Genomic DNA, 20,252 nt, shown 5'->3' with positions numbered 1-20,252 from the left:
TTTCCTACCTCAAAAACGTCAAAATTCTCTGTTGTGCTCTTGTGCATAATCATCTGTTTTGATGGCAGTTTTTTTACGTTTGATATCGCTTAAAATCTCACGGAATAAAAAGTTAGTTATTAAGCATAAAAATTCGTTGCGTAAAATAAAAAAATAGCGTTTACTGCGCACGTTTTTAAGACAGATAACCCAATTTTTTACCATTTGACCCAAAGGAGACTCTGGCCCAATGAGCCAATTTCAATCTATTGATGTTGCTGACTATTATGATGCTCAAACCTTCAAGCGTATCGAAGAGTTTGCTAAAGATAAAGCGACCCCGTTCGTGGTGATTGATACCAGTATCATTGCGAAACAATACGATGACATGGTTAATAGTTTTCCTTATGCCGATGTTTATTATGCAGTTAAGGCAAACCCTGCGGCTGAGATCCTGACGTTACTGAAAAACAAAGGGTCAAACTTCGATATTGCGTCGATTTATGAATTAGATATGGTCACTAACGTGGGCGTAACGCCTGACCGCGTGAGCTATGGCAATACCATCAAAAAGCGTCAAGATGTGCGTGCGTTTTATGAGCGTGGTGTGCGTATGTATGCATCGGATTCTGAAGCCGATTTACGTATGATCGCCGAAGAAGCGCCGAGTTCACGCATCTATGTGCGCATCCTGACCGAAGGTACAGACACCGCCGATTGGCCACTGTCTCGTAAGTTTGGTTGCCAAAATGAGATGGCTTATGAGCTGCTAGTTCTGGCGAAGGAGTTAGGCTTAGAGCCCTTTGGTATTTCATTCCACGTGGGTTCACAGCAACGTGATATCGGTGCTTGGGATTCGGCGATTGGTAAAGTGAAGAGCATCTTCGACCGTCTGCGCGATGAGCACAATATCGTCCTGAAGATGATCAACATGGGTGGCGGTTTCCCTGCTAACTATATAGACAAAACCAATCAACTCGGTGTGTATGCTGAGCAAATCACTCACTTCCTGAAGGAAGATTTTGGTGACGATTTGCCACAGATCATTCTGGAGCCAGGTCGCTCGCTGATCTCTAACGCTGGGGTATTGGTGTCTGAGGTGGTGCTGATCAGTAAGAAATCCTACACTGCATTAGAGCGTTGGGTATTTACCGATGTGGGTAAGTTCTCTGGTCTAATCGAAACCATGGATGAAGCAATCAAATTCCCAATCTTCACCCATAAACAAGGTGAGTTGGATAAATGTGTTATCGCCGGCCCGACTTGCGATAGTGCCGACATCATGTACGAGCACTACAGCTATGGTCTGCCGAATGACCTCGCGATTGGAGACCGTATGTACTGGTTAACTGCCGGTGCTTACACCACCACTTATTCAGCGGTGTGCTTTAACGGTTTCCCACCTCTGAAGGATTACTACCTGTAATCTTGACCGCAAGGCAACAAAAAGGGCGCTTAGGCGCCCTTCGTTTTTGGCGTCACCACTTAATTGTGGGATTTGAGAATTTGATAGATCTCTTCTTTTAAATGCAGTTTTTTGCTTTTGAGTTCTTTCACTGTGGGATTGAAATCACTGCCAACGCGTTTTTCCAGTTGTTTGATTTCTTCATCTAATTGATTGTGCTCGTTGAATTTGCGTTGAAAATGAGCATCTTGAGTCTTTAAGGTGGTAATGAGATCTCGATATTCTGGAAACATTGGCGTTCTCCTTGTCGTCTTTTATCGTGCTTTGGTCTCGTCTTAACCCTAACCTTAGGCACGATGATGAAACGTGATATGGATCAATATTTGTCCTCCTACAGATTAATACTAAAGGGTGATTTCAGCAAACTAGCTATAAATCAATAACCTATATCTTTTATATTGCTCTGTGTGGCGAGTGAGTCAGATCTGGCTCACACTTACTTTCACCTGATTGGCGAGTGCCCACAGAAACATCACAGATTTGCTATCTTTGTGATCAAGCTGTAATAGGTTTGGTAATTACATTACGAATGAACAATTCTTCTTGCCGATAATTCTGTGATCAAGTTAACCTTCACCGCTTCGATACTAGGTTAAAGTCGATTCAATAAGAATTTTATTATCAAAAATGAAAGGGGTTTTCACGATGGCTGATGTATTTCACTTAGGTTTGACCAAAGCGATGCTCGATGGTGCCACTTTGGCGATTGTGCCGGGCGATCCAGAGCGTGTAAAACGTATTGCCGAGTTAATGGATAATGCCACATTCCTCGCAAGCCACCGCGAGTACACCAGCTACTTAGCGTATGCTGACGGTAAGCCTGTGGTGATTTGCTCTACCGGTATCGGTGGTCCATCGACTTCTATCGCAGTAGAAGAGTTAGCGCAATTAGGCGTGAATACCTTCCTGCGTGTGGGTACCACAGGTGCGATTCAACCCCATGTAAATGTGGGTGATGTGATTGTGACTCAAGCGTCAGTGCGTTTAGATGGCGCGAGCTTGCATTTTGCACCTATGGAGTTCCCAGCGGTTGCTAACTTCGAATGTACCACAGCTATGGTTGCTGCGTGCCGCGATGCGGGCGTAGAGCCTCATATCGGTGTTACTGCATCTTCTGATACCTTCTACCCAGGTCAAGAGCGCTATGACACTGTGACTGGCCGTGTGACCCGTCGTTTTGCTGGCTCAATGAAAGAGTGGCAGGATATGGGCGTGCTGAACTATGAAATGGAATCAGCGACCCTATTCACTATGTGTGCGACTCAAGGTTGGCGTGCGGCGTGTGTGGCTGGCGTTATCGTAAACCGCACTCAACAGGAAATCCCGAACGAAGCGACAATGAAGCAAACTGAAGTCAGTGCTGTTTCTATCGTTGTGGCTGCGGCTAAGAAGCTTCTGGCTTAATTCGCCGACACGCTCCCCTGCAAAGCGAGTGTTGCGTGCGTAATAAAAAAGGTGCCCAAGGCACCTTTTTTATTCGCTGTATCCGCTAAGGCGGGCAGTATCACTTAGATTAGAAGTGGTACTGAGCAATCACAGAATAAGTGTCTTGGTCGACACCCTTCACGCCGTATTTGTTGGTCCACAGATCGTACTCAATACCCACAAGCAATTTATTTGCCTTATGGTCACCAAATAGGCTCTTACCTAAATCGTATTTCAGCTGCGGGTTGAAGTGGAAGTTTTCTTCGTAGCCACTGTTATCCGTTGCAAATACCCAATCGATAAAGCCATCGAGCACGATGTTGGCAGAACCCACAGGGATATCGATTCTGAAGACTGGGGTGAACTGCCAGCCATCACTGATATTGCCTGAACTCATCGCATCGCGGCGATAGGTGTTGAAGTTAAGGTAGGTAAAGTAAGGTACGGCAACATCGACCCCTAAGCCATAGAGCAAGCTATGCACAGGGCCTTCACCTTCTTCGTAGGTGAGGGCTAATGAAAGATCGGTAATTGGGCCGAACGCAATTTTTTCGCCGAGGATTTTACTCGCGCTAAAGCGAGGTGAAATCTCTCCGTAGGTGGTGCTATCCATGCCCGTGTGGTTGCCTTTGAAGTAGATAAAATCTTGGAAGGCAAACCAATCACCGTATTTCCATGCACCAGCGGTTTCGAGTGTGACTGTCGCTTGCTTGTCCGAAGGAGCCAAGTCGTAGTCTTCGCCATAAAGAGCGGTTGCACTGAAATCCCACCACTGTACTAAGTCACCAGCAAATGCTTGAGGTGAAAGCATTAATGCTAGACATAGGCATGTCTTTTTCATTGTTATTTCCTGTTGTAGGGGTAGAAGCTAAATAAAGTTGTACTCAGTTCCTGCTCCGAGGGCAGAACCTACAAACGGCTAGGATGGAGCGGCTTGTATGGGTGCTGGCAGAGAGCAAGGTAAAAAGTGCGGGCAATATATGCAAAAATTTACAATTATTCAAAGTTTTTTATCGAATGTTGTTGTGAAAATCACATAATCAAATTGTGGATTTTGATGTGTTTAATCTATTGATTTTTAGTGGTTATTTTATTTGTTGATACGTTTTTGATGATATTTCGAGCTAACTTTTTGAATTGATTGTGCTTAATTTTAGAACAGCTCGAGTCGATATTTTGCCGCGAGTCAATTCATCCCCTCATTTTCCCAAGTTAATTGTCTTGCCGTGCTTTTTAAATCGGCGTATAAATTTATGACATATTATGTCGCATATCAGTCACTCTGCTGCTATAGTGCTGCACAGGATGCTCTCATTTCAGGGGGGAATATGGAGTTTTCGAATCTGATTTTAGTTTGGTCTATTATCGGGATTATCTTGATGTTAGCCGAGCTGGTGATACCTGGAGGTATTGTCGTGCTACTCGGCGCCGCCTGCTTAGTGGTGGCTGGCGCCTTAGGGATTGGCCTAGTGGAAGGTGTGGTTCAGAGCCTGACATTGTGGTTTATTTCCGCCATCGTCTTATTACTCGCCTTTCGGCAAGTCACTCAAAAATTGGTTGGTGGAGATTCCCATGTGGATAACACCGATGAAGAACTTGATATCTACAATCAAATCGCCCGTGTTAAGCAAACCATAGGTCCAGGACAAACGACGGGAAGAGTCGAGTTCCAAGGGAGCGAATGGCCCGCATTGGGGGATGGTAGTATCATTGCTGCGGGCACTGAGGTCAGGATTATCTGCCGTGAAAACATTGCCCTAGTGGTTGAGCCTGTTGAGCAGGCAACGTCTCAAAACTAAAGGATGAGTCTATGTTTGTGTTTACCTTAGTCATTTTATTTGTCTTGTTTATTCTCTATAAGCTGATGCTAATAGTGCCGATGCGTGAGGTGCATGTCATCGAGCGTTTGGGGAAATTCCGTACCGTACTGCAACCGGGATTCCACTTCTTAATTCCTTTCTTCGATCGCGTCGCATATAAACACGATACCCGTGAGCAAGTGCTCGACGTGCCGCCACAAAGTTGTATCTCAAAGGACAACACTCAGCTTGAAGTGGACGGTTTAGTATATCTCAAGGTCATGGACGGCAAATTAGCGAGCTACGGTATTGAAAACTATCGCAAAGCTGCCGTGAATCTGGCACAGACCACTATGCGTTCTGAAATCGGTAAGCTCACGCTCAGCGAGACCTTTTCCGAGCGTGACCGCTTAAATGAATCCATAGTGCGCGAGATTGATAAGGCGTCAGAGCCTTGGGGGATCAAAGTCCTACGTTATGAGATCCGCAATATCACGCCATCGCGCCATGTGATCCATACCCTCGAAAAACAAATGGAAGCCGAGCGTCGTAAGCGCGCCGAAATCACCTTGGCCAATGCCGAAAAGGCCGCGATGATCAATATGTCAGAGGGTGAACGCCAAGAGGCGATTAACATTTCTGAAGGCCAAAAACAGAAGCGTATCAACGAAGCTAAAGGTACGGGACAAGAAATTGCCATTATCGCTAAGGCCAAGTCTGAAGGCATGGCGATGATTTCCCAAGCGTTAGCGGTCAATGGCGGTAACGATGCGATGAATATGCTGCTAAAAGAGCAGTTTATTGCTCAAGTCGGTAAGATCCTCAACGATTCGCAAGTGTCAGTTGTCCCCGCAGAGATGGCAAAACTCGAAGGATTCTTCGAAGGAATGGAACAAGTCACCCAAACCGTGGGTGGCCATAATGCAACTAGCAAAGGAGCACGCTAATGCAAATCCCATTGAATACTGATGTCGCAGTAATGGTTATTTGGGGATTAATTTTCGCCATATTTGTGATTAAGCTGTTCCAATCCATCCGCTTAGTTCCGACTAAATCGGCTTATATTGTTGAGCGTTTAGGTAAGTACCACTCGACGTTAGATGCGGGTTTCCACACCTTAATTCCTTTTGTCGATAAAGTGGCTTATATCCATGACTTAAAAGAGGAAACTATCGACGTACCACCACAGGAGTGCTTCTCCAGTGACGAAGTGAATGTAGAAGTCGACGGGGTGATTTATATCTCTGTTACCGATCCTGTGAAGGCCAGCTATGGCATCACAGACTATCGTTATGCAGCGATTCAATTAGCGCAAACCACCACGCGCTCAGTGATCGGCACCTTAGATCTCGACCGCACCTTCGAAGAGAGGGATGTGATTTCCGCCAAGGTAGTGGAAGTGCTCGACCAAGCGGGCGCCATGTGGGGTATTCGCGTACACCGCTATGAGATTAAGAACATCACGCCGCCCGAGACAGTGAAAAACGCCATGGAAATGCAAGTGAATGCCGAGCGTGAGCGCCGTGCATTACTAGCAAAGAGTGAGGGTGATAAGCAGAGTAAGATCAATCGCTCCGAAGGGATTAAAGCGGAAACCGTAAACCGCTCTGAAGGTGAAATGCAGCGCCGTATCAACGAGGCCGAAGGTAAAGCGGAGGAGATTTTAACCTTGTCGCGAGCCACTGCGGAATCGATTGAACGTTTAGCGACTGTAATTGCCGCGCCTGGTGGTCATAACGCACTGCGGATGCAACTTGGTGAGCAGTACTTTAAGCAGCTCGATGGCTTAAGCCAGAAGTCCAGCCGTGTGGTGCTGCCCGGTAATATGGTCGATTTCGATTACTGGATGAATAGCATAGGCTTAAAAGAGAAAGCTTAATGCGCATAAACCATTCTGCGGCTTAAATATTAATCAGCTTAAGCCCCATAAACCTAAGGCCAAATAGTGATATTTGGCCTTATTTTTTGCGGTTTTGCATGGGGTTAAGGATCGAAAAAGCGAGTTAAAATATCAGTTAACTGGCGCGGCGAATGGGGAACTCAATGCAGCCGTCCATTGGCGTATCGCGTCATCTTCAGCCGTGATTAATAGGCCAGACGCTCGGAAATTTCAGAGTGGGAATGGGTTTCGATAAGACGCGCTATGGTGTCTTGTTCGAGCACCGCTAAGGCCGAAATCTCGTTGTAAATCTTATCCTGCACATCTAGAGGCATGTGCACATGCTCCATATACATCCGGATGCTTAAGGCGTCACCGCTTTTGAACAGTTGGCTGAATTCAGAGGCTTCAATCTCGATTAATGCATTCATAATACTTCACCCTGAGGTTGGATTTTTGATGAGTAGACAACAGGTATTGCTGTTACCTAAGAGATACGCCTAAGTTTGATCTAGGTCAATTAAACGCCATATTAATCTTTCTTAATAAACAAATTTACTCTTTAAAAATAAATGGTTATAAATTTCATAAAATGAAATTGTGACTTGGCTCAATGTTTGAAACGGGGCGAAAGAGGGGCGTTGTGAGCGGACTTCAGTTGGCGAGAAGATAAAAAAATCGCGGCGCGTGATGGGTCACGCGCCGCGATGTTCAGACTGATTTTGCGAGCAGAATTACTTCGGAACGGCTAACAGCTGGCAGCCATTGATCCCCGCATTTTGCAAGGTGTGGCGTTTACGCTCGGCATCGCGCCTACGTTCGTAGGGGCCGAGGATAACCTTGTACCACGTGCCTGAGGTGCCTTCAATTTGTCTGACCTGCGCCTCTAATCCTTGGAACGCAATCACAGCCTTCATCTGGTTCGCCTGAGACTCTTGACGGAATGAGGCGCACTGCAATTGATATTGCTGTGGTGTGCGCGTCGATACGACATCGGGAATATCCACTTCGACGTTTTTATTCTCAAGCTCGTCCAGATAGGTCCATTCTTCCTTAGGCTTAGGTGGCAAGGCGTTCGGATCTTTCTTTGGCGCTTCAACGACCGGCTTTTCTTCCTCCGGCGCAGTCACGACCACGGCTTGGCGCTCGGCCTCTTTCACCTTAGGCGTCAGAATCGTTGCCGGTTCTTTTGCCTTCGTCGGCTTCTCGGTTTTCACCTCGACAGGCGCTTCCTGCTTGGCGGTATCTTTAATGCTAAACAGAAAATAGCCAAAACTGCCAACGGCAATAAAGGCGAACAGGATCAAAGGGATCGGGAGCTTACGGCGAGGCGCAGCCTTTTTAGCCGCAGGCCTCGCTCGTGTTGCGCGCATGGGGCGCTGTTTCGCGCCCGCTTGCGGTCTTCTGTTGGCGTAGTCACGATTGCTCATGGCTTACATCCGTTCTAGGGTTTCGATACCTAGTAGATTTAGGCCTTTTTGCAGCGTGTTGGCCGTCAGTTGTGACAGCAGTAAACGGCTATGCTTTTGCTCGTCGTTATCGGCGGCAAGTACTGGGCAGGCCTCATAAAAGCTAGAGAAGGCCCCCGCTAATTCATAGAGGTAACCGCAAAGTACATGTGGTTGGCCCTTGTCGACCACGCGGCTGAGGATTTCACCAAACTGTGCCAGTTTGTTACCTAAATCTTTCTCTTTTTCATGTTCGAGTACGATCTTGGCTTGGCTCAAGTCAATATCGGTCGCACGTTTGAAGATACCTGCAACGCGGGTGTAGGCGTAAAGCAGGTAAGGCGCGGTATTGCCTTCAAAGCTCAGCATTTGCTCGAAGCTGAAGATGTAATCGCTGGTACGGTTTTTCGACAGATCGGCGTATTTGACTGCGCTGATACCCACAACACGGGCAATTTCAGCTAAGGTCGTTTCATCCATATCTGGGTTTTTGCTGCGAACCAGCTCAAGTGCGCGAGTATTGGCTTCATCCAGCAGATCCACCAGTTTGACCACGCCACCGGTACGGGTCTTGAACGGACGACCATCTTCGCCATTCATGGTACCGAAGCCTAAGTGCTCCAGTGACATATCGTTACGGACAAACTTGGCCAGCTTGGCAAGGCTAAACACTTGTTGGAAGTGCAGCGCTTGGCGTAAATCGACAAAGTAGAGTACGCGGTCGGCTTTTAGCACGCTTGAACGGTAACGCATTGCGGCTAAGTCGGTGGTGGCATAGAGGTAACCACCATCAGCTTTTTGAATGATAACTGGCAGCGCTTCGCCTTCTTTATTACGGAATTCTTCTTGGAAGACCACTTTGGCGCCGTTGCTTTGGGTCAGTAAACCTTGGGCATCTAAATCTTTGACTACTTGCTCTAAGTCGGCGTTATAGGCGCTTTCACCGTGCACGTCGGCGCGGGTTAAGCTCACCCCTAAACGCTCGTACACTTCGTGGCAGTGGCTTAAAGAAATGTCGTTAAATTCACGCCACAGTTTGTTGCAGTATTCGTCGCCTGATTGCAGTTCAACCACAAGTTGACGGGCACGGGTCGCGAACTCTGCCGATTCGTCAAAACGCAGTTTGGCGGCACGATAGAAGGTTTCGAGATCCGATAATTCTAATTGGGCTTGTTCGCCATTTTGCGCGCGCAATTCTTCCATGTAAGCCAGCAGCATACCAAATTGGGTGCCCCAGTCGCCTACGTGGTTTTGGCGGATCACTTTATGGCCTAAAAACTCGAGGGTACGCACCACGCTGTCACCAATGATGGTCGAACGCAGGTGGCCGACGTGCATCTCTTTGGCGAGGTTAGGTGAAGAGTAGTCCACGACAATAGTTTGTGGCGTTGGTAGCTTAATCCCTAAATGCTCATCACTTATTGCAGCCTGTAATTGGTTCGCTAAGGCGCTGTCATCAATGAAGAAGTTGATAAAACCAGGGCCTGCGATTTCAACTTTCGCCACATAGGCTGAGGCGGGTAGGTTGTCGATGATCAGCTGCGCCAATTCGCGGGGATTTTTACCCGCCGCTTTGGTTAGCATCATGGCTAAGTTGGTTGCCAGATCGCCATGGCTCTTATCCTTGGTTCGATCTACTTGAATTCGCGCCTCAAAATCAGCAGGCAAAATACCTTGTTGTTTAAAGGATTCGATAGTTTGTTCAAGTAATGATTGGATATGTGATTTCATGGATTAATTAGCTACTAACTTTAAGAATGAATACAGGGAATAACCGCGTATTTTAGCCGTTTGTGGTGACTAATTGCTATCTTCCCGATGATTTTTTATCAAATTATTGAATCACAACAGATCCTGCGGATCCCTGTCTAGGCTCCAGCGGCAACGTTTGGCCTCTGGCAGCTGTTCGACGAGGGGATAAATTCGCTCAAACTCCTGCTGTAATCTATGTCTGTGCTTGGCTTGAAACATCAATTGACGGCGAAACTTGCCGGCTTTTCTGTCGAGTGGCGCAGGCATTGGGCCGATGATTTCAAACTCTTTATCTTGGGGCAGCAGCGCTGCAAACGCATTAAGAAAGTTATCGGCATCCACGGCGGAGTGGGCTTCAGCCCGCACCAGCACCATGTGCCAAGCGGGAGGCAGCAGCGCCATTTGCCGCTCCTTTAATTGGCTGCGGGCAAACTCGCCATAACCTCGGTGGAGCAAATCCCTCAGTATCGGGTTATCACTCTGGTGAGTTTGCAGCAATACAGTACCGGCTTTGTTGGCGCGACCAGCACGGCCAGCGACCTGTGTATAGAGCTGGCCGAAGCGCTCTGGCGCCCTAAAGTCGGCGCTAAAGAGCGCGCCATCGACATCCAGTAATCCCACTAAGGTCACATCTGGAAAGTGGTGTCCCTTGGCAAGCATTTGAGTGCCGACCAAGATTTTGTATTCGCCCTTATGAATAGCGCTTAAGTGGCTCTCGAGCGAGCCTTTTAGGCGGGTGGTATCGCGATCGATTCGTACCACGGGATATTTAGGGAACTCCTGCTGGAGTGCTTCGGCGAGTTGTTCTGTGCCGATACCTTGGCCCATCAACATGGTGCTGCCGCAATTGTGGCACTGCCTTGGAATGGCATATTGGTTGCCACAGTGGTGGCAGCGGATTTCTCCAAGGGATTGATGTACCGTAAAAAAGGCATCGCAGCGATCACACTCGTGTAAGTGCCCACACTCGTGGCACAGCAGTGCTGGTGCAAAGCCACGGCGGTTCAAAAACAGTAATACCTGATTCCCAGCCTCTAAATGGCTGCGGATTTCGTTGATGAGTGGCGCCGACATTCCCGCCTTGAGGGGCAGGTTTTTGATATCGATAATCCCTTGGCGCACTTTTTTTGCATTACCCGCTCGTTCCCCGAGTTGCAGGTGATGATATCGACCGCTGAGGGCATTTTGCAGGGTTTCTAACGAGGGCGTTGCCGAACCTAAAATCACTGGGATCGATTCTAAATGTCCACGCATCACTGCGAGGTCTCGGGCGTGGTAGCCAACGCCTTCCTGCTGTTTAAAGCTGCTGTCGTGCTCTTCGTCGAGGATAATTACACCGGGAAAAGCCATGGGCGTAAACAGGGCGGAGCGAGTACCAATGATGATGGCGGCTTGGCCGCAGCGGGTCTGTCGCCAAGCTTCGAGGCGCTGGTTATCGGTCAACCCCGAATGCAGCACGGCCACATTGACTTTAAAGCGGCGCTTAAAACGATTAATGGTTTGCGGTGTTAGGCCAATCTCAGGTACGAGGATCAGCGCTTGCTTACCTTGCTTAAGGATATGTTCGAGTACGGCTAAATAGACCTCGGTTTTACCCGAACCGGTAATGCCCTCGAGCAGGGTGCAGTGGTATCCTTGCTGTTGGGTGAGCAGGGTGACGGCAACTGCTTGTTCCTTATTGAGTTTATGGGGGGCTTCATCGAGTTCTAGTTGACTGCGCCAATCGAGATTGAGCTCGGCGAGTTTCTCGTGTCTGGCAATCCAGCCCTTATCCTCTAAGGTTTTGAGCGCGGCTTTATTCAGTTCTAAACTGATGACGTCTTCCTGCGTCAGGCTGGTTTGCTGTAAGCGTTCGAGTAAGCGTTTTTGAGCCGGAGCGCGTTTTAATGTCTCAGGCGCAATATTGCTGCCGAGCTCTGTGATTTGCCAGTACTGAATTTTTTGCGGCGCGGCATCGAGCCCTTTACGCAGCGCCACGGGGAGCGCTTGTGTCAGCATTTGCCCTTGGCTGCAAAAGTAATATCTTGCGGCCCAGAGGGTTAATTTATAAAGCGATTCTGGCAATAAGGGCGCGTCATCAATAAACTCTATGACAGATTTGAGTTGCGTAGGTGCTAGATCGCAGCTGTCGGTGATGGCGGTGACAAGGCCAATCAGTTGCTGGCGCCCAAAGGGGACTTTTACTCTTATACCAATCTGAGGCTGTTGTGCGCTTTCCTCACCTTGCTCTGCGGTATCGACTCGATAGGTAAAGTTTTGCCGCATAGGCACAGGTAACGCAACTTCAACAAACAGTGACATATGCAGGTCGAGTCTTAAGGGAAATGAGGTTTAGTGTACTCAGCACGGCTAGCGAGGGCTAGTCCTAATGACAGTTTATCCAAGGATAGTTGAGAGTAAGTAAATGACTAAAATAGCGAAATCATTAGGACTATTCGCCTTAGTGTGTAGCGCATGTGTGCAGGCGCAAGTTTCCCATGTGAGTATCAATAGCCGCATGTTTGAATTGGGGGCTTACCCCAAAATGCGCGTCAATGTGATCACCGATAATCAGGATATGACCCGGCTTGAATTTTCGGTGCTGCAGTCAGGCGGTGAAGAAAAACTCATGGCCGAGCAGCTTAACCGTTTCTTGGTTTTGCTCACGGGCGTGGAAGATGTAACGGATCCTAAAGCTCGGCTGTTAGTACGAGAATACCGTGTCGATCGTTGGTATGAAGTGAAAAACCTACCGCTGTTTGATAATACTTCCTCTGCGACGTCTTCAGTATCGCAAGCAAAAACGGCGGTTGTGAAATCGAGTAAAACGGCCACAGCCGAGACAAGTCAGCTGGTGGCAAGCTCTGCTAAAAGTGACAAAACCCCAGTTAAATCGACTAAGGTGGTGCAAGAGGTGAATTTAGTTACCGCTGAATCTGAAGTTGCTCCCGTTGCGCCCATTGTTGTGGCTGCGGTGACTACAGAAGTCGCTGCGACGCCTCGCGCCTCTGGATTTACCTTCCCAGAGGATAAGACTGATGTAAAAGCATCCTCCACCTCGAGTTCGTCCGTAGTGACATCTGATGAAGCTAAACCTAAGGCTGCTAAATCAGAAGTGACTAACTCTGATCCATCTAAATCTGAGCCATCTAAAGCTGATATGCTTACACCTGAGCCGTCGACAGCAGAAGTCGCGAGTGAGCAGGCCGTTGCAGAAGTGCCAGCTGATGTACCAAAAGTCGATAAGAGTACGACTACCATTGGTTCGCCCGAAGCTAAGGCTGCCGAAGCAACTAACGCAGAGGCTAAGATCGTGAGCTCGATAAATGCTAATGCAACAAACTCGGGTGACTGTATGTTGGATTATCACAACGAGACGTTGTGGCGTATTGCCAATCGCTATGCCCCTGAATGGAAAGTGAATGTTTATGGCGCCATGTTGGCGATTCACGATGCCAACCCTAAGGCATTTTCGAAGAATCGGATTAACGCGTTGAAGAAAGATGCCACGCTCTATTGCCCATCGGCTGAGATACTTGCGCGTTATCCCGAAGCGCAGGCTGCAAGGACGAGTTTCGAAGATCGGGAAGCGGGGAGATAACTGTCAGCGAACGAGTAGATTATCGTGAAAATGCTCAGATAATCTACTTGTGTCTGCGTGGGTGATACTGTAGTATTCTGCGCCCTAACATATCGTTATTAACTGCATGTGGTGTCCGACTTCGGGTTGGAAGAGCGACATGGCCTTACATTTGAGGTAATCCCAATGAAACCAGGTATCCACCCAGAATATGCAGTAATCACTGCAAACTGTACTTGTGGCAACGTAATCAAAGTAAACTCTACTGCTGGTAAAGACCTGCACTTAGACGTTTGTGGTGCATGTCACCCATTCTACACAGGTACACAAAAAGTTGTTGATACAGGCGGTCGTATCGACAAGTTCAACAAGCGTTTCGGTATGCTTGGCAAGAAATAATTGCATTCGCAATGTTTCTAAAAGAGGCGCCTATGGCGCCTTTTTGCTTTCTGGTCTTCTGGCACAAAATCGCTACTTATCTGCCTTTCTGGTACGACTTCACTTAAAAAAGCATCAAAGTCACTTTATAGGGGCTTAAAGTCGCCTAAATCGACTTATTTATAGCAATTAACTATAAGATAACTGAGTTACTTATCTCTATTGTAATTTAATCAACATTTTTCGCTTCATTAGGCATTTTTTCATTGCTTTAGTGGGTTATGTTCGTTTGTTTCCTACAAATTTAAACAGATAATCATCCTTTATTGGCAGAGATAAGTTTATAAAACTTGGCTTAGAGAGATAAATCTGTCGCAAAGGCGAAATTTCTCAATATCTTATTTAAAAATTAACCCAATTGGCGTATCTTACCCCGACCTGCCACACTGTTTAAATCGCCCGTAAATGAGGTGATCTTGGGTTGGTCGGCCTTACTTCCATACTTATAAATGTCGCATTTCAGGATGTTAAAATGTCAGATATTCGTCAACAAGCACTCGATTATCATGAATTCCCCGTTCCCGGTAAAACCGCAGTCTGTCTCACTAAACCTGCTGAAACCAGCCATGATCTCGCACTAGCCTATAGCCCTGGTGTTGCTGAACCGGTACGTGAAATTGCTGCTAATCCTGACAATGCATATCGTTACACCAACAAAGGTAACACAGTCGCTGTTATCACCAACGGCACAGCGATTCTGGGTTTAGGTAACTTAGGCCCATTGGCGTCCAAACCGGTGATGGAAGGTAAGGCTCTGTTGTTTAAACACTTTGCAAATATCGACTCGACCGATATCGAAGTGACCCACAACACTACTGAAGAATTTATTAATACAGTTGCGGCTATCGCTGGCACCTTTGGTGGGATTAACCTCGAAGACATCAAGGCGCCAGAGTGCTTTGTTATCGAGCGCGAATTGATTGAGCGTTGTAATGTGCCTGTGTTCCACGATGACCAGCACGGTACCGCCATTGTGACCGCTGCGGGTATGATCAACGCCTTAGAGATCCAAGGTAAACTGATTAGCGATGCGACCTTTGTGTGTATGGGTGCTGGCGCAGCGGCTATCGCCTGTATGACCATGTTGGTTAAGTGTGGTGCAAACCGTGCCAACATCTATATGTTAGATACCAAAGGCGTTATCCATGCGGGTCGTACCGATCTGAATGAATATAAAGCCCTGTTTGCAAACGATACCGACAAGCGCACCTTGCAAGATGTGATTAAAGGTGCCGACGTATTCTTAGGTTTATCTGGCCCGAACGTGATTGGCGCCGAAGAAGTGGCCATGATGGCGGATAAGCCAGTCATTTTTGCCTGTTCAAACCCAGATCCTGAAATCAAACCTGAGCTTGCTCACGCGACGCGCAGCGATTTAATCATGGGTACTGGCCGCAGCGATTATCCAAACCAAGTGAACAACGTACTGTGTTTCCCATTCATTTTCCGTGGTGCCTTGGATGTACGTGCATCTTGCATTAACGATGAGATGAAAGTGGCCGCGGTTCATGCGATTGCTGCCTTAGCAAAAGAAGAAGTCCCCGCGAGTGTATTGAAGGCCTATCCAAAGGTGAGTTCATTAAGTTTTGGCCCTGAATATGTGCTGCCAAAACCAATGGATCCACGCTTGTTACCTCGTGTTGCCCGTGCGGTTGCACAGGCTGCGATTGATTCGGGTGTTGCGGCAATCACTACGCTGCCACAATATGCGGATTAAGCGCTAAGTTGATTAACAAAAAAGAGGCTAATTAGCCTCTTTTTTGTTTTAACCTCGGATGAAATTTCTGCGATCAGAATTAGGTTTAGAGGCGTTGAAAACCAATCCTTAGTTGCCTTTTAGCGTATGCTACTGAATAATCTTGGCAGCATTTGTTGAACTCGTGTTAAGAGTGCACCGATAATTATAATAATCCAGCAGGATAGCGGATCGATGAAATTCACTCGAATGTTAACTACAAAATTAACCAGTTTTTGGTTAATGTCTTTGGCCGCTATCGCCTTCGTCTTTTTACTCAGCGCCATGATGAGCTTTGTGCAGTTGACCTATAAGTTTCAACAGCAGAAAGTGTCTGAGCTTGAATCCCTACTTATTGAACATTATCAAACGCAGCCCGATTGGGAATTAGAGTCTTGGTTGCCGCCGATGCTGCTTGCGTACAATGCCGTCGAATTCCGTTTGACCATGAAGAGCGAAGTGCTTTTTGCCTATCAGGGCAATGTGCAGACGCAAAATGCCATGGTCTATACCCATTTGCTCGATCCCAAGTCGGGACTGAATATGACCCTCACGCTGCCGCAGCCCTTTGAGCATTACAGCGTCAGTTGGTATGAGCTGCTTATTTTAGGCGTGGGCTTGCTGGCAGTTATTGCGCTAGTGCGTTTTGGCCATGTGTGGTTTTCGCAGCAGTTGGATGGTATTGAAGAACTTGCCCAGCGTAGCCGACTGATTTTGCAAGGCAAGCACGAGCAAGCACTCGCGACACCGGGCAATGGTAAACCTAGGCTGATCAACCGAGCCTTAACTAAGCTGCTCGAAGAATTGCAGGACGCCCACAAAGAACGTGGCCGTTTCGATAAGTTTATTCGTTCCAACACCTTTTTAGATGCACAAACCCGTATCGGTAATCGACTGTTTCTAAACAACCGTCTGGATGCCTTGAGTCATGATCAAGGCATGGTGGCCCATGGGGTGATTTATCTGTTGGAAATGGACGACCTTGATTTACTGCAACAGGCGAAAGGGGAGAGCGCGGTTAAAGAGTTGCTCCATGCGACAGTCAACAGCATTAACTCTATTTTACAGACCTTACCCAACAGCATCTTTGCACGCCGCTCCCACAATCAATTTGCGATTGTCGTGCCCCATGTGTCTTTGATTGAGGCCGACCAACTTGCCAGTAAATTACTCAAAGTCTGTCTGAGTCAACCTCTGCCCGATGATGTGGAGAATCAAGACAACTTTTATCACTTGGGCTGCGCTTACTTTACCGCCGGAGATAATGTTAATCAGCTGCTCGATGAAGCCGATATGGCACTACGCGCCGCGCAATTACAAGGTAACAGTAATTGGTTTATGTATGATAAGGGCGCGATTGATGAGGAGTTTGCCAAAGGCTCAGTGCGTTGGCGTAGCTTCTTGGAGAATGCCTTAGTCCAGCGGCGTTTTTATCCCTTTAGTCAGCCAGTGATGGATTCTGACGGCGTTGAGCATCACAAGGAAATCTTTACCCGGGCACGGGATAATCAAGGCGCCTTAGTTCGGGCGACACTCTTTATCCCTATGGCAAACAAATGCGGTTTGATGCCTCAGGTAGAGCGGCAGATGATTGAGCGAGTGCTGGGTCTATTGGCGCAGGAACAACATAAAAATCAAGTTTATAGTGTGAATCTCAGCCTAGATACCTTAATGAGCCGTGCCTTTACTCAGTGGCTTAAAACCACTCTGCTCGAATATCGCCATTTGACGCCACAACTGATTTTTGAGGTGTCTGAGGACATCGTTATCCAACACCAAGATAAGCTTAAGCCTAAGCTGGATATGATCCGTAAGATGGGCGCGCGACTGTGCGTCGACCATGTGGGCCAGCAGGTGGTGGGCACTTACTATATTCGTGAATGCCATTTCGACATGATTAAACTGCATAGATCGATTGTGCGTCATATTCATTTACGCCCAGAAAATCAATTGTTTATCCGTAGTCTTATCGGTGGTTTATATCGCACCGAAGTGCAAGTCTGTGCCGAGGGCATCGAAGTCTTTGAGGAATGGCAAACCCTACAAATTCTCGGTGTGGGTATGGCGCAGGGCATGTATTTTAGTGAGCCGATTGAGGTGCAATAGCGGGGAATTATTTCCACAACGTATGTGATCGCTGTGGAAGAATAGGGCCAAAATGTCGGATTTCTCTATAAAATTCACTGATTAGCGGCTAAACTAGCCTGTGCCAAAATTATGACGCTGGATATGATGGGTTTCACATTTTGCAGGTGATGCGCATTATCCTTATTTCAGTTTTGGACGTTTGTTATTCGCGCTCTTATGACTCAAGCTTTAACTTTATCGGAAGACAGGCATTTTTATGGATAAAGGACTTTTTGCTCGGTTGGCCTTTTGGCGAGCCAAACAGGCTGGTTCGGCGCTCGGTGTCTATGTCTGTGCCGATAAGCTGTGGGTCTATGCTCCCGCGACTGAAAGTCTTGCAGAACAATGGGTTTCCTATGAGCTGCAACAGGACCAATGGCAACAGGCCTTTGCCAAACTTGCCAATACCTTTCCCCACGCTTCCTTACAAATAGTCCTCGGTAGTGGCCGCTATCAATTGCTCGTGGCCGATAAACCGAATGTTGATAGTGACGAATTATCCCAAGCTTTACTCTGGTCTATCAAAGACATGGTGAATATCCCTGTGCCGCAAATTCACTTGGATTACTTTGAGTCGCCCCTGCCGAGCAATAAGCTCAGCGTGGTTGTGGTCGATAAAGAAAAGTTGCGCGCTATGGTGCAGGCCATCAGCGATCAAGGTTTAAGTGTGCTAGGCATTAGCATCGAAGAATTAGCCATGACCAACCTGTTTGATGAGGATAATCAGGCGAGATTGGTCGTGAGCCATCATACAGGGCAAGAGTTATTGCTGACTGTGGTCAAGCAAGGTCAGCTCTATATGCAGCGCCGAGTGCGGGGCTTTACCGAGCTGGATAAGGCCGAAGTCGATGAGCTTAATTACGGACTGGCGGATAACTTAAGCCTAGAAATTCAGCGTTCTATGGATTACTTTGAAAGCCAATTGCGCCAGCCTCCGGTCGCCTCAATTGAATTATTTGCCGACGGCGCAGTGGATGCCTTGGCTAAGTTGGTCTCGGCTAACTTTAACCAAGCCGTTAATGTCGTGAATAAGCGTGCCGTGGGCGCGAGCATGGCGGGGTTAGCCTTTAGTGAACTTTCACGAGGTGCCGAGTGATAAAATCGAGAGTCAATCTATATTCTGCGGCATTATTACCCCCAAAGCAGAGCCTAACCTTTTCTAAATTAATGAGTTATACCTTAGGCTTGGTACTGGTCTGCGCCATACTCGCGGCCTTTAGCTACTGGCAATTAACCGAGTCTCAGCGGGCGCTAAGCCAAGCCTCTACGCAAAAACAGCAATTCGATCAGCAAAAGGCAGAGCTTGAAGCACAAATCGCCGCCCGTAAACCCGATCCTGAGTTAGTCGCGCGGGTCGAGCTAGAGTCACAGCAGCTCGAGTTAAAACAATTATTGATGAGCGAATTAGCTTTGCGTTCGTCCTTAACCAGCCGAGGTTTTGCGCCTGTGCTGAAGGATTTAGCTATGGTGGCCGATGCGAGTGTCTGGCTGAATCATATTGTGATCAATGAGCAGCACTTTATGTTTGAAGGCTTTGCCGATCATCCGCAGAGCATTCCGCAATGGGTGGGCAAGTTAAAGACAACCAACACCTTAAAAGGTCAGGCTTTTTCGTCTATGACTATGGATCGCGGTGAGGATAAACCGCTGGCTTTCACGCTGACGAGTGAGACCCCAGAGGAGCAAGCGCGATGAAAGCCCAATTTGAACAGTTAGCGCAAAAGTTTGATGCTCTCAGCCAGCGCGAGCGCGGGCTTATCGCTCTCGCCGTATTAGTGCTAGTCGCCATGTCGGCCTATATGCCTATCGAGTCGCTGTGGAAACAACAGTATTCGACGGCGCAACAAGTGAAGGCGTTAGAGCAAGAAAACAAGATTTCGATGCAACAGATTGATTTATATCAGCAGCGATTGGCTATGGATCCTAACCAGGACTATCGTCAGCGTTTAAACTTGTTGCAGCAACAGAATCAAGAGATTGATGCTCAGCTTAATGAGCAGATGGTGGACATGGTGCCCGCCGATTACATGCCTGAGCTATTAGGCAATCTGCTTGGGCAGGTTCAAGGTATTAAATTACTTAAGTTTACCTCGGTTACGCCCGTGCCACTCCTTGCCGTGGGCGAAGAGAAAAAGCTAAATCTCTATAGCCATGGAATACGCATGAGCTTGGAGGGGGATTATTTTTCTGTGCTGCGCTTTGTTGAAGCGGTAGAGGCCATGCCCGACAAACTTTACTGGAAACGACTCGACTATAAAGTGGCCGATTACCCTAAGGGGAAAATCGATATTGAGCTTTATACCTTGAGTATCAATAAGGACTTTATCAGTGTCGCTAAATAAGCCTTATATTTTCATCGCATTATTGGGATTGTCGGCCCAAGTCTCGGCCGAAGCCTTAAGGGATCCGACCTTGCCAGGCAAAGGCTACTCGGCCGCCGGCGCCGTGACTCAGAACCAAAATCAAGCCCTAGTGCTCAACAGCATTGTCAGCTCGGGCAACACGGCCTATGCCGTGATCAACAATAAGATTGTGTCCGTGGGAGATAGCATCCAAGGGGTCAAAGTGGTGCGTATCACCCCCTCGTCGGTCTCCTTGTCTGACGGACGGAAATTAGCATTATTTCAAGCAATAATAGAGAGATAG

General features: G+C 47.6%; 19 protein-coding genes. 13 read left to right on the top strand and 6 right to left on the bottom strand.

Going from position 1 to position 20,252, the window contains the following annotated elements:
• Positions 1–229 precede the first annotated feature (229 nt).
• Positions 230–1,405, top strand: coding sequence for a type III PLP-dependent enzyme (locus tag K0H59_RS18600; RefSeq protein WP_220054000.1), 1,176 nt, complete (start codon positions 230–232; stop codon positions 1,403–1,405).
• A 59-nt stretch (positions 1,406–1,464) separates the two neighbouring features.
• Here the strand turns inward: K0H59_RS18600 and K0H59_RS18595 are convergent, their stop codons facing one another.
• Positions 1,465–1,677: a YdcH family protein gene (locus K0H59_RS18595; RefSeq protein WP_011624237.1), complete on the bottom strand. Its 213-nt coding sequence runs from the start codon at positions 1,675–1,677 to the stop codon at positions 1,465–1,467.
• Between the two features lie 412 nt (positions 1,678–2,089).
• On the opposite strand from K0H59_RS18595, the gene udp reads away from it, so the two are divergent.
• Positions 2,090–2,848 (top strand): uridine phosphorylase, encoded by a 759-nt coding sequence (gene udp, locus K0H59_RS18590; RefSeq protein ID WP_011624236.1) that lies wholly within the window; start codon positions 2,090–2,092, stop codon positions 2,846–2,848.
• A gap of 109 nt (positions 2,849–2,957) precedes the next feature.
• Here udp and K0H59_RS18585 read toward each other — a convergent pair whose 3' ends face one another.
• Complete coding sequence (locus K0H59_RS18585) at positions 2,958–3,710, bottom strand: outer membrane protein OmpK (RefSeq protein ID WP_220053999.1); 753 nt, start codon at positions 3,708–3,710, stop codon at positions 2,958–2,960.
• Positions 3,711–4,197: 487 nt separating this feature from the next.
• Here K0H59_RS18585 and K0H59_RS18580 point away from each other — a divergent pair, with 487 nt between their 5' ends.
• Genes K0H59_RS18580 through K0H59_RS18570 form a run of 3 tightly spaced genes read left to right on the top strand, consistent with a single transcriptional unit; the run spans position 4,198 to position 6,547 of the window.
• On the top strand, positions 4,198–4,668 hold the full coding sequence (locus tag K0H59_RS18580; RefSeq protein WP_220053998.1) for an NfeD family protein: 471 nt from the start codon (positions 4,198–4,200) through the stop codon (positions 4,666–4,668).
• Positions 4,669–4,679: 11 nt separating this feature from the next.
• Positions 4,680–5,615, top strand: coding sequence for a slipin family protein (locus K0H59_RS18575; protein ID WP_011624233.1), 936 nt, complete (start codon positions 4,680–4,682; stop codon positions 5,613–5,615).
• Positions 5,615–6,547 carry an SPFH domain-containing protein gene (locus K0H59_RS18570; RefSeq protein WP_088210025.1) on the top strand — a complete coding sequence of 311 codons (933 nt, stop codon included), beginning with the start codon at positions 5,615–5,617 and terminating at the stop codon, positions 6,545–6,547. The genes K0H59_RS18575 and K0H59_RS18570 overlap by 1 nt, the downstream gene beginning before the upstream one ends.
• Before the next feature lie 206 nt (positions 6,548–6,753).
• Here K0H59_RS18570 and K0H59_RS18565 read toward each other — a convergent pair whose 3' ends face one another.
• The 4 genes from K0H59_RS18565 to priA all read right to left on the bottom strand — a co-directional run bounded on the left by K0H59_RS18565 (position 6,754) and on the right by priA (position 12,048).
• On the bottom strand, positions 6,754–6,978 hold the full coding sequence (locus K0H59_RS18565; RefSeq protein ID WP_011624229.1) for a hypothetical protein: 225 nt from the start codon (positions 6,976–6,978) through the stop codon (positions 6,754–6,756).
• Between the two features lie 303 nt (positions 6,979–7,281).
• Positions 7,282–7,977 carry an SPOR domain-containing protein gene (locus K0H59_RS18560; RefSeq protein ID WP_220053997.1) on the bottom strand — a complete coding sequence of 232 codons (696 nt, stop codon included), beginning with the start codon at positions 7,975–7,977 and terminating at the stop codon, positions 7,282–7,284.
• Positions 7,978–7,980: 3 nt separating this feature from the next.
• Positions 7,981–9,726 carry an arginine--tRNA ligase gene (gene argS, locus K0H59_RS18555; protein WP_220053996.1) on the bottom strand — a complete coding sequence of 582 codons (1,746 nt, stop codon included), beginning with the start codon at positions 9,724–9,726 and terminating at the stop codon, positions 7,981–7,983.
• Between the two features lie 111 nt (positions 9,727–9,837).
• A complete protein-coding gene (gene priA, locus K0H59_RS18550; protein ID WP_220053995.1) occupies positions 9,838–12,048 on the bottom strand; it encodes a primosomal protein N' in 2,211 nt (736 codons plus the stop codon).
• Between the two features lie 103 nt (positions 12,049–12,151).
• On the opposite strand from priA, the gene K0H59_RS18545 reads away from it, so the two are divergent.
• The 8 genes from K0H59_RS18545 to K0H59_RS18510 all read left to right on the top strand — a co-directional run bounded on the left by K0H59_RS18545 (position 12,152) and on the right by K0H59_RS18510 (position 20,252).
• On the top strand, positions 12,152–13,327 hold the full coding sequence (locus K0H59_RS18545; protein WP_220053994.1) for a FimV/HubP family polar landmark protein: 1,176 nt from the start codon (positions 12,152–12,154) through the stop codon (positions 13,325–13,327).
• A gap of 165 nt (positions 13,328–13,492) precedes the next feature.
• Positions 13,493–13,705, top strand: a complete 213-nt coding sequence (rpmE, locus tag K0H59_RS18540; protein ID WP_011624224.1) for a 50S ribosomal protein L31 — start codon at positions 13,493–13,495, stop codon at positions 13,703–13,705.
• A 511-nt stretch (positions 13,706–14,216) separates the two neighbouring features.
• Positions 14,217–15,461, top strand: coding sequence for a malic enzyme-like NAD(P)-binding protein (locus tag K0H59_RS18535; RefSeq protein ID WP_220053993.1), 1,245 nt, complete (start codon positions 14,217–14,219; stop codon positions 15,459–15,461).
• A 213-nt stretch (positions 15,462–15,674) separates the two neighbouring features.
• Entirely contained in the window at positions 15,675–17,585 is a 1,911-nt protein-coding gene (csrD, locus tag K0H59_RS18530) for an RNase E specificity factor CsrD (RefSeq protein ID WP_086902250.1), read from the top strand.
• A gap of 238 nt (positions 17,586–17,823) precedes the next feature.
• Positions 17,824–18,702 carry an MSHA biogenesis protein MshI gene (locus K0H59_RS18525; RefSeq protein ID WP_220053992.1) on the top strand — a complete coding sequence of 293 codons (879 nt, stop codon included), beginning with the start codon at positions 17,824–17,826 and terminating at the stop codon, positions 18,700–18,702.
• The gene (locus tag K0H59_RS18520; protein ID WP_220053991.1) at positions 18,699–19,301 is read left to right on the top strand and encodes a DUF2681 domain-containing protein; all 603 of its coding nucleotides are present in this window, start codon (positions 18,699–18,701) and stop codon (positions 19,299–19,301) included. The genes K0H59_RS18525 and K0H59_RS18520 overlap by 4 nt, the downstream gene beginning before the upstream one ends.
• Positions 19,298–19,948, top strand: coding sequence for a type 4a pilus biogenesis protein PilO (locus K0H59_RS18515; RefSeq protein WP_220053990.1), 651 nt, complete (start codon positions 19,298–19,300; stop codon positions 19,946–19,948). The genes K0H59_RS18520 and K0H59_RS18515 overlap by 4 nt, the downstream gene beginning before the upstream one ends.
• Positions 19,935–20,252 (top strand): MSHA biogenesis protein MshK, encoded by a 318-nt coding sequence (locus tag K0H59_RS18510; protein ID WP_088210033.1) that lies wholly within the window; start codon positions 19,935–19,937, stop codon positions 20,250–20,252. Before K0H59_RS18515 ends, K0H59_RS18510 begins: the two co-directional genes overlap by 14 nt.

This window comes from Shewanella sp. FJAT-51649 (genome assembly GCF_019457435.1).
Lineage (GTDB): Bacteria > Pseudomonadota > Gammaproteobacteria > Enterobacterales > Shewanellaceae > Shewanella > Shewanella mangrovisoli.
The sequence above is the reverse complement of the archived record's forward strand: the minus strand, read 5'-3'. Positions and strand labels throughout refer to the sequence as shown.

Bases quoted from the DNA above. Each gene is read 5' to 3' on its own strand.
- K0H59_RS18600 (WP_220054000.1), top strand. From the start codon at position 230: ATGAGCCAATTTCAATCTATTGATGTTGCTGACTATTATGATGCTCAA.
- K0H59_RS18595 (WP_011624237.1), bottom strand. From the start codon at position 1,677: ATGTTTCCAGAATATCGAGATCTCATTACCACCTTAAAGACTCAAGAT.
- udp (WP_011624236.1), top strand. From the start codon at position 2,090: ATGGCTGATGTATTTCACTTAGGTTTGACCAAAGCGATGCTCGATGGT.
- K0H59_RS18585 (WP_220053999.1), bottom strand. From the start codon at position 3,710: ATGAAAAAGACATGCCTATGTCTAGCATTAATGCTTTCACCTCAAGCA.
- K0H59_RS18580 (WP_220053998.1), top strand. From the start codon at position 4,198: ATGGAGTTTTCGAATCTGATTTTAGTTTGGTCTATTATCGGGATTATC.
- K0H59_RS18575 (WP_011624233.1), top strand. From the start codon at position 4,680: ATGTTTGTGTTTACCTTAGTCATTTTATTTGTCTTGTTTATTCTCTAT.
- K0H59_RS18570 (WP_088210025.1), top strand. From the start codon at position 5,615: ATGCAAATCCCATTGAATACTGATGTCGCAGTAATGGTTATTTGGGGA.
- K0H59_RS18565 (WP_011624229.1), bottom strand. From the start codon at position 6,978: ATGAATGCATTAATCGAGATTGAAGCCTCTGAATTCAGCCAACTGTTC.
- K0H59_RS18560 (WP_220053997.1), bottom strand. From the start codon at position 7,977: ATGAGCAATCGTGACTACGCCAACAGAAGACCGCAAGCGGGCGCGAAA.
- argS (WP_220053996.1), bottom strand. From the start codon at position 9,726: ATGAAATCACATATCCAATCATTACTTGAACAAACTATCGAATCCTTT.
- priA (WP_220053995.1), bottom strand. From the start codon at position 12,048: ATGTCACTGTTTGTTGAAGTTGCGTTACCTGTGCCTATGCGGCAAAAC.
- K0H59_RS18545 (WP_220053994.1), top strand. From the start codon at position 12,152: ATGACTAAAATAGCGAAATCATTAGGACTATTCGCCTTAGTGTGTAGC.
- rpmE (WP_011624224.1), top strand. From the start codon at position 13,493: ATGAAACCAGGTATCCACCCAGAATATGCAGTAATCACTGCAAACTGT.
- K0H59_RS18535 (WP_220053993.1), top strand. From the start codon at position 14,217: ATGTCAGATATTCGTCAACAAGCACTCGATTATCATGAATTCCCCGTT.
- csrD (WP_086902250.1), top strand. From the start codon at position 15,675: ATGAAATTCACTCGAATGTTAACTACAAAATTAACCAGTTTTTGGTTA.
- K0H59_RS18525 (WP_220053992.1), top strand. From the start codon at position 17,824: ATGGATAAAGGACTTTTTGCTCGGTTGGCCTTTTGGCGAGCCAAACAG.
- K0H59_RS18515 (WP_220053990.1), top strand. From the start codon at position 19,298: ATGAAAGCCCAATTTGAACAGTTAGCGCAAAAGTTTGATGCTCTCAGC.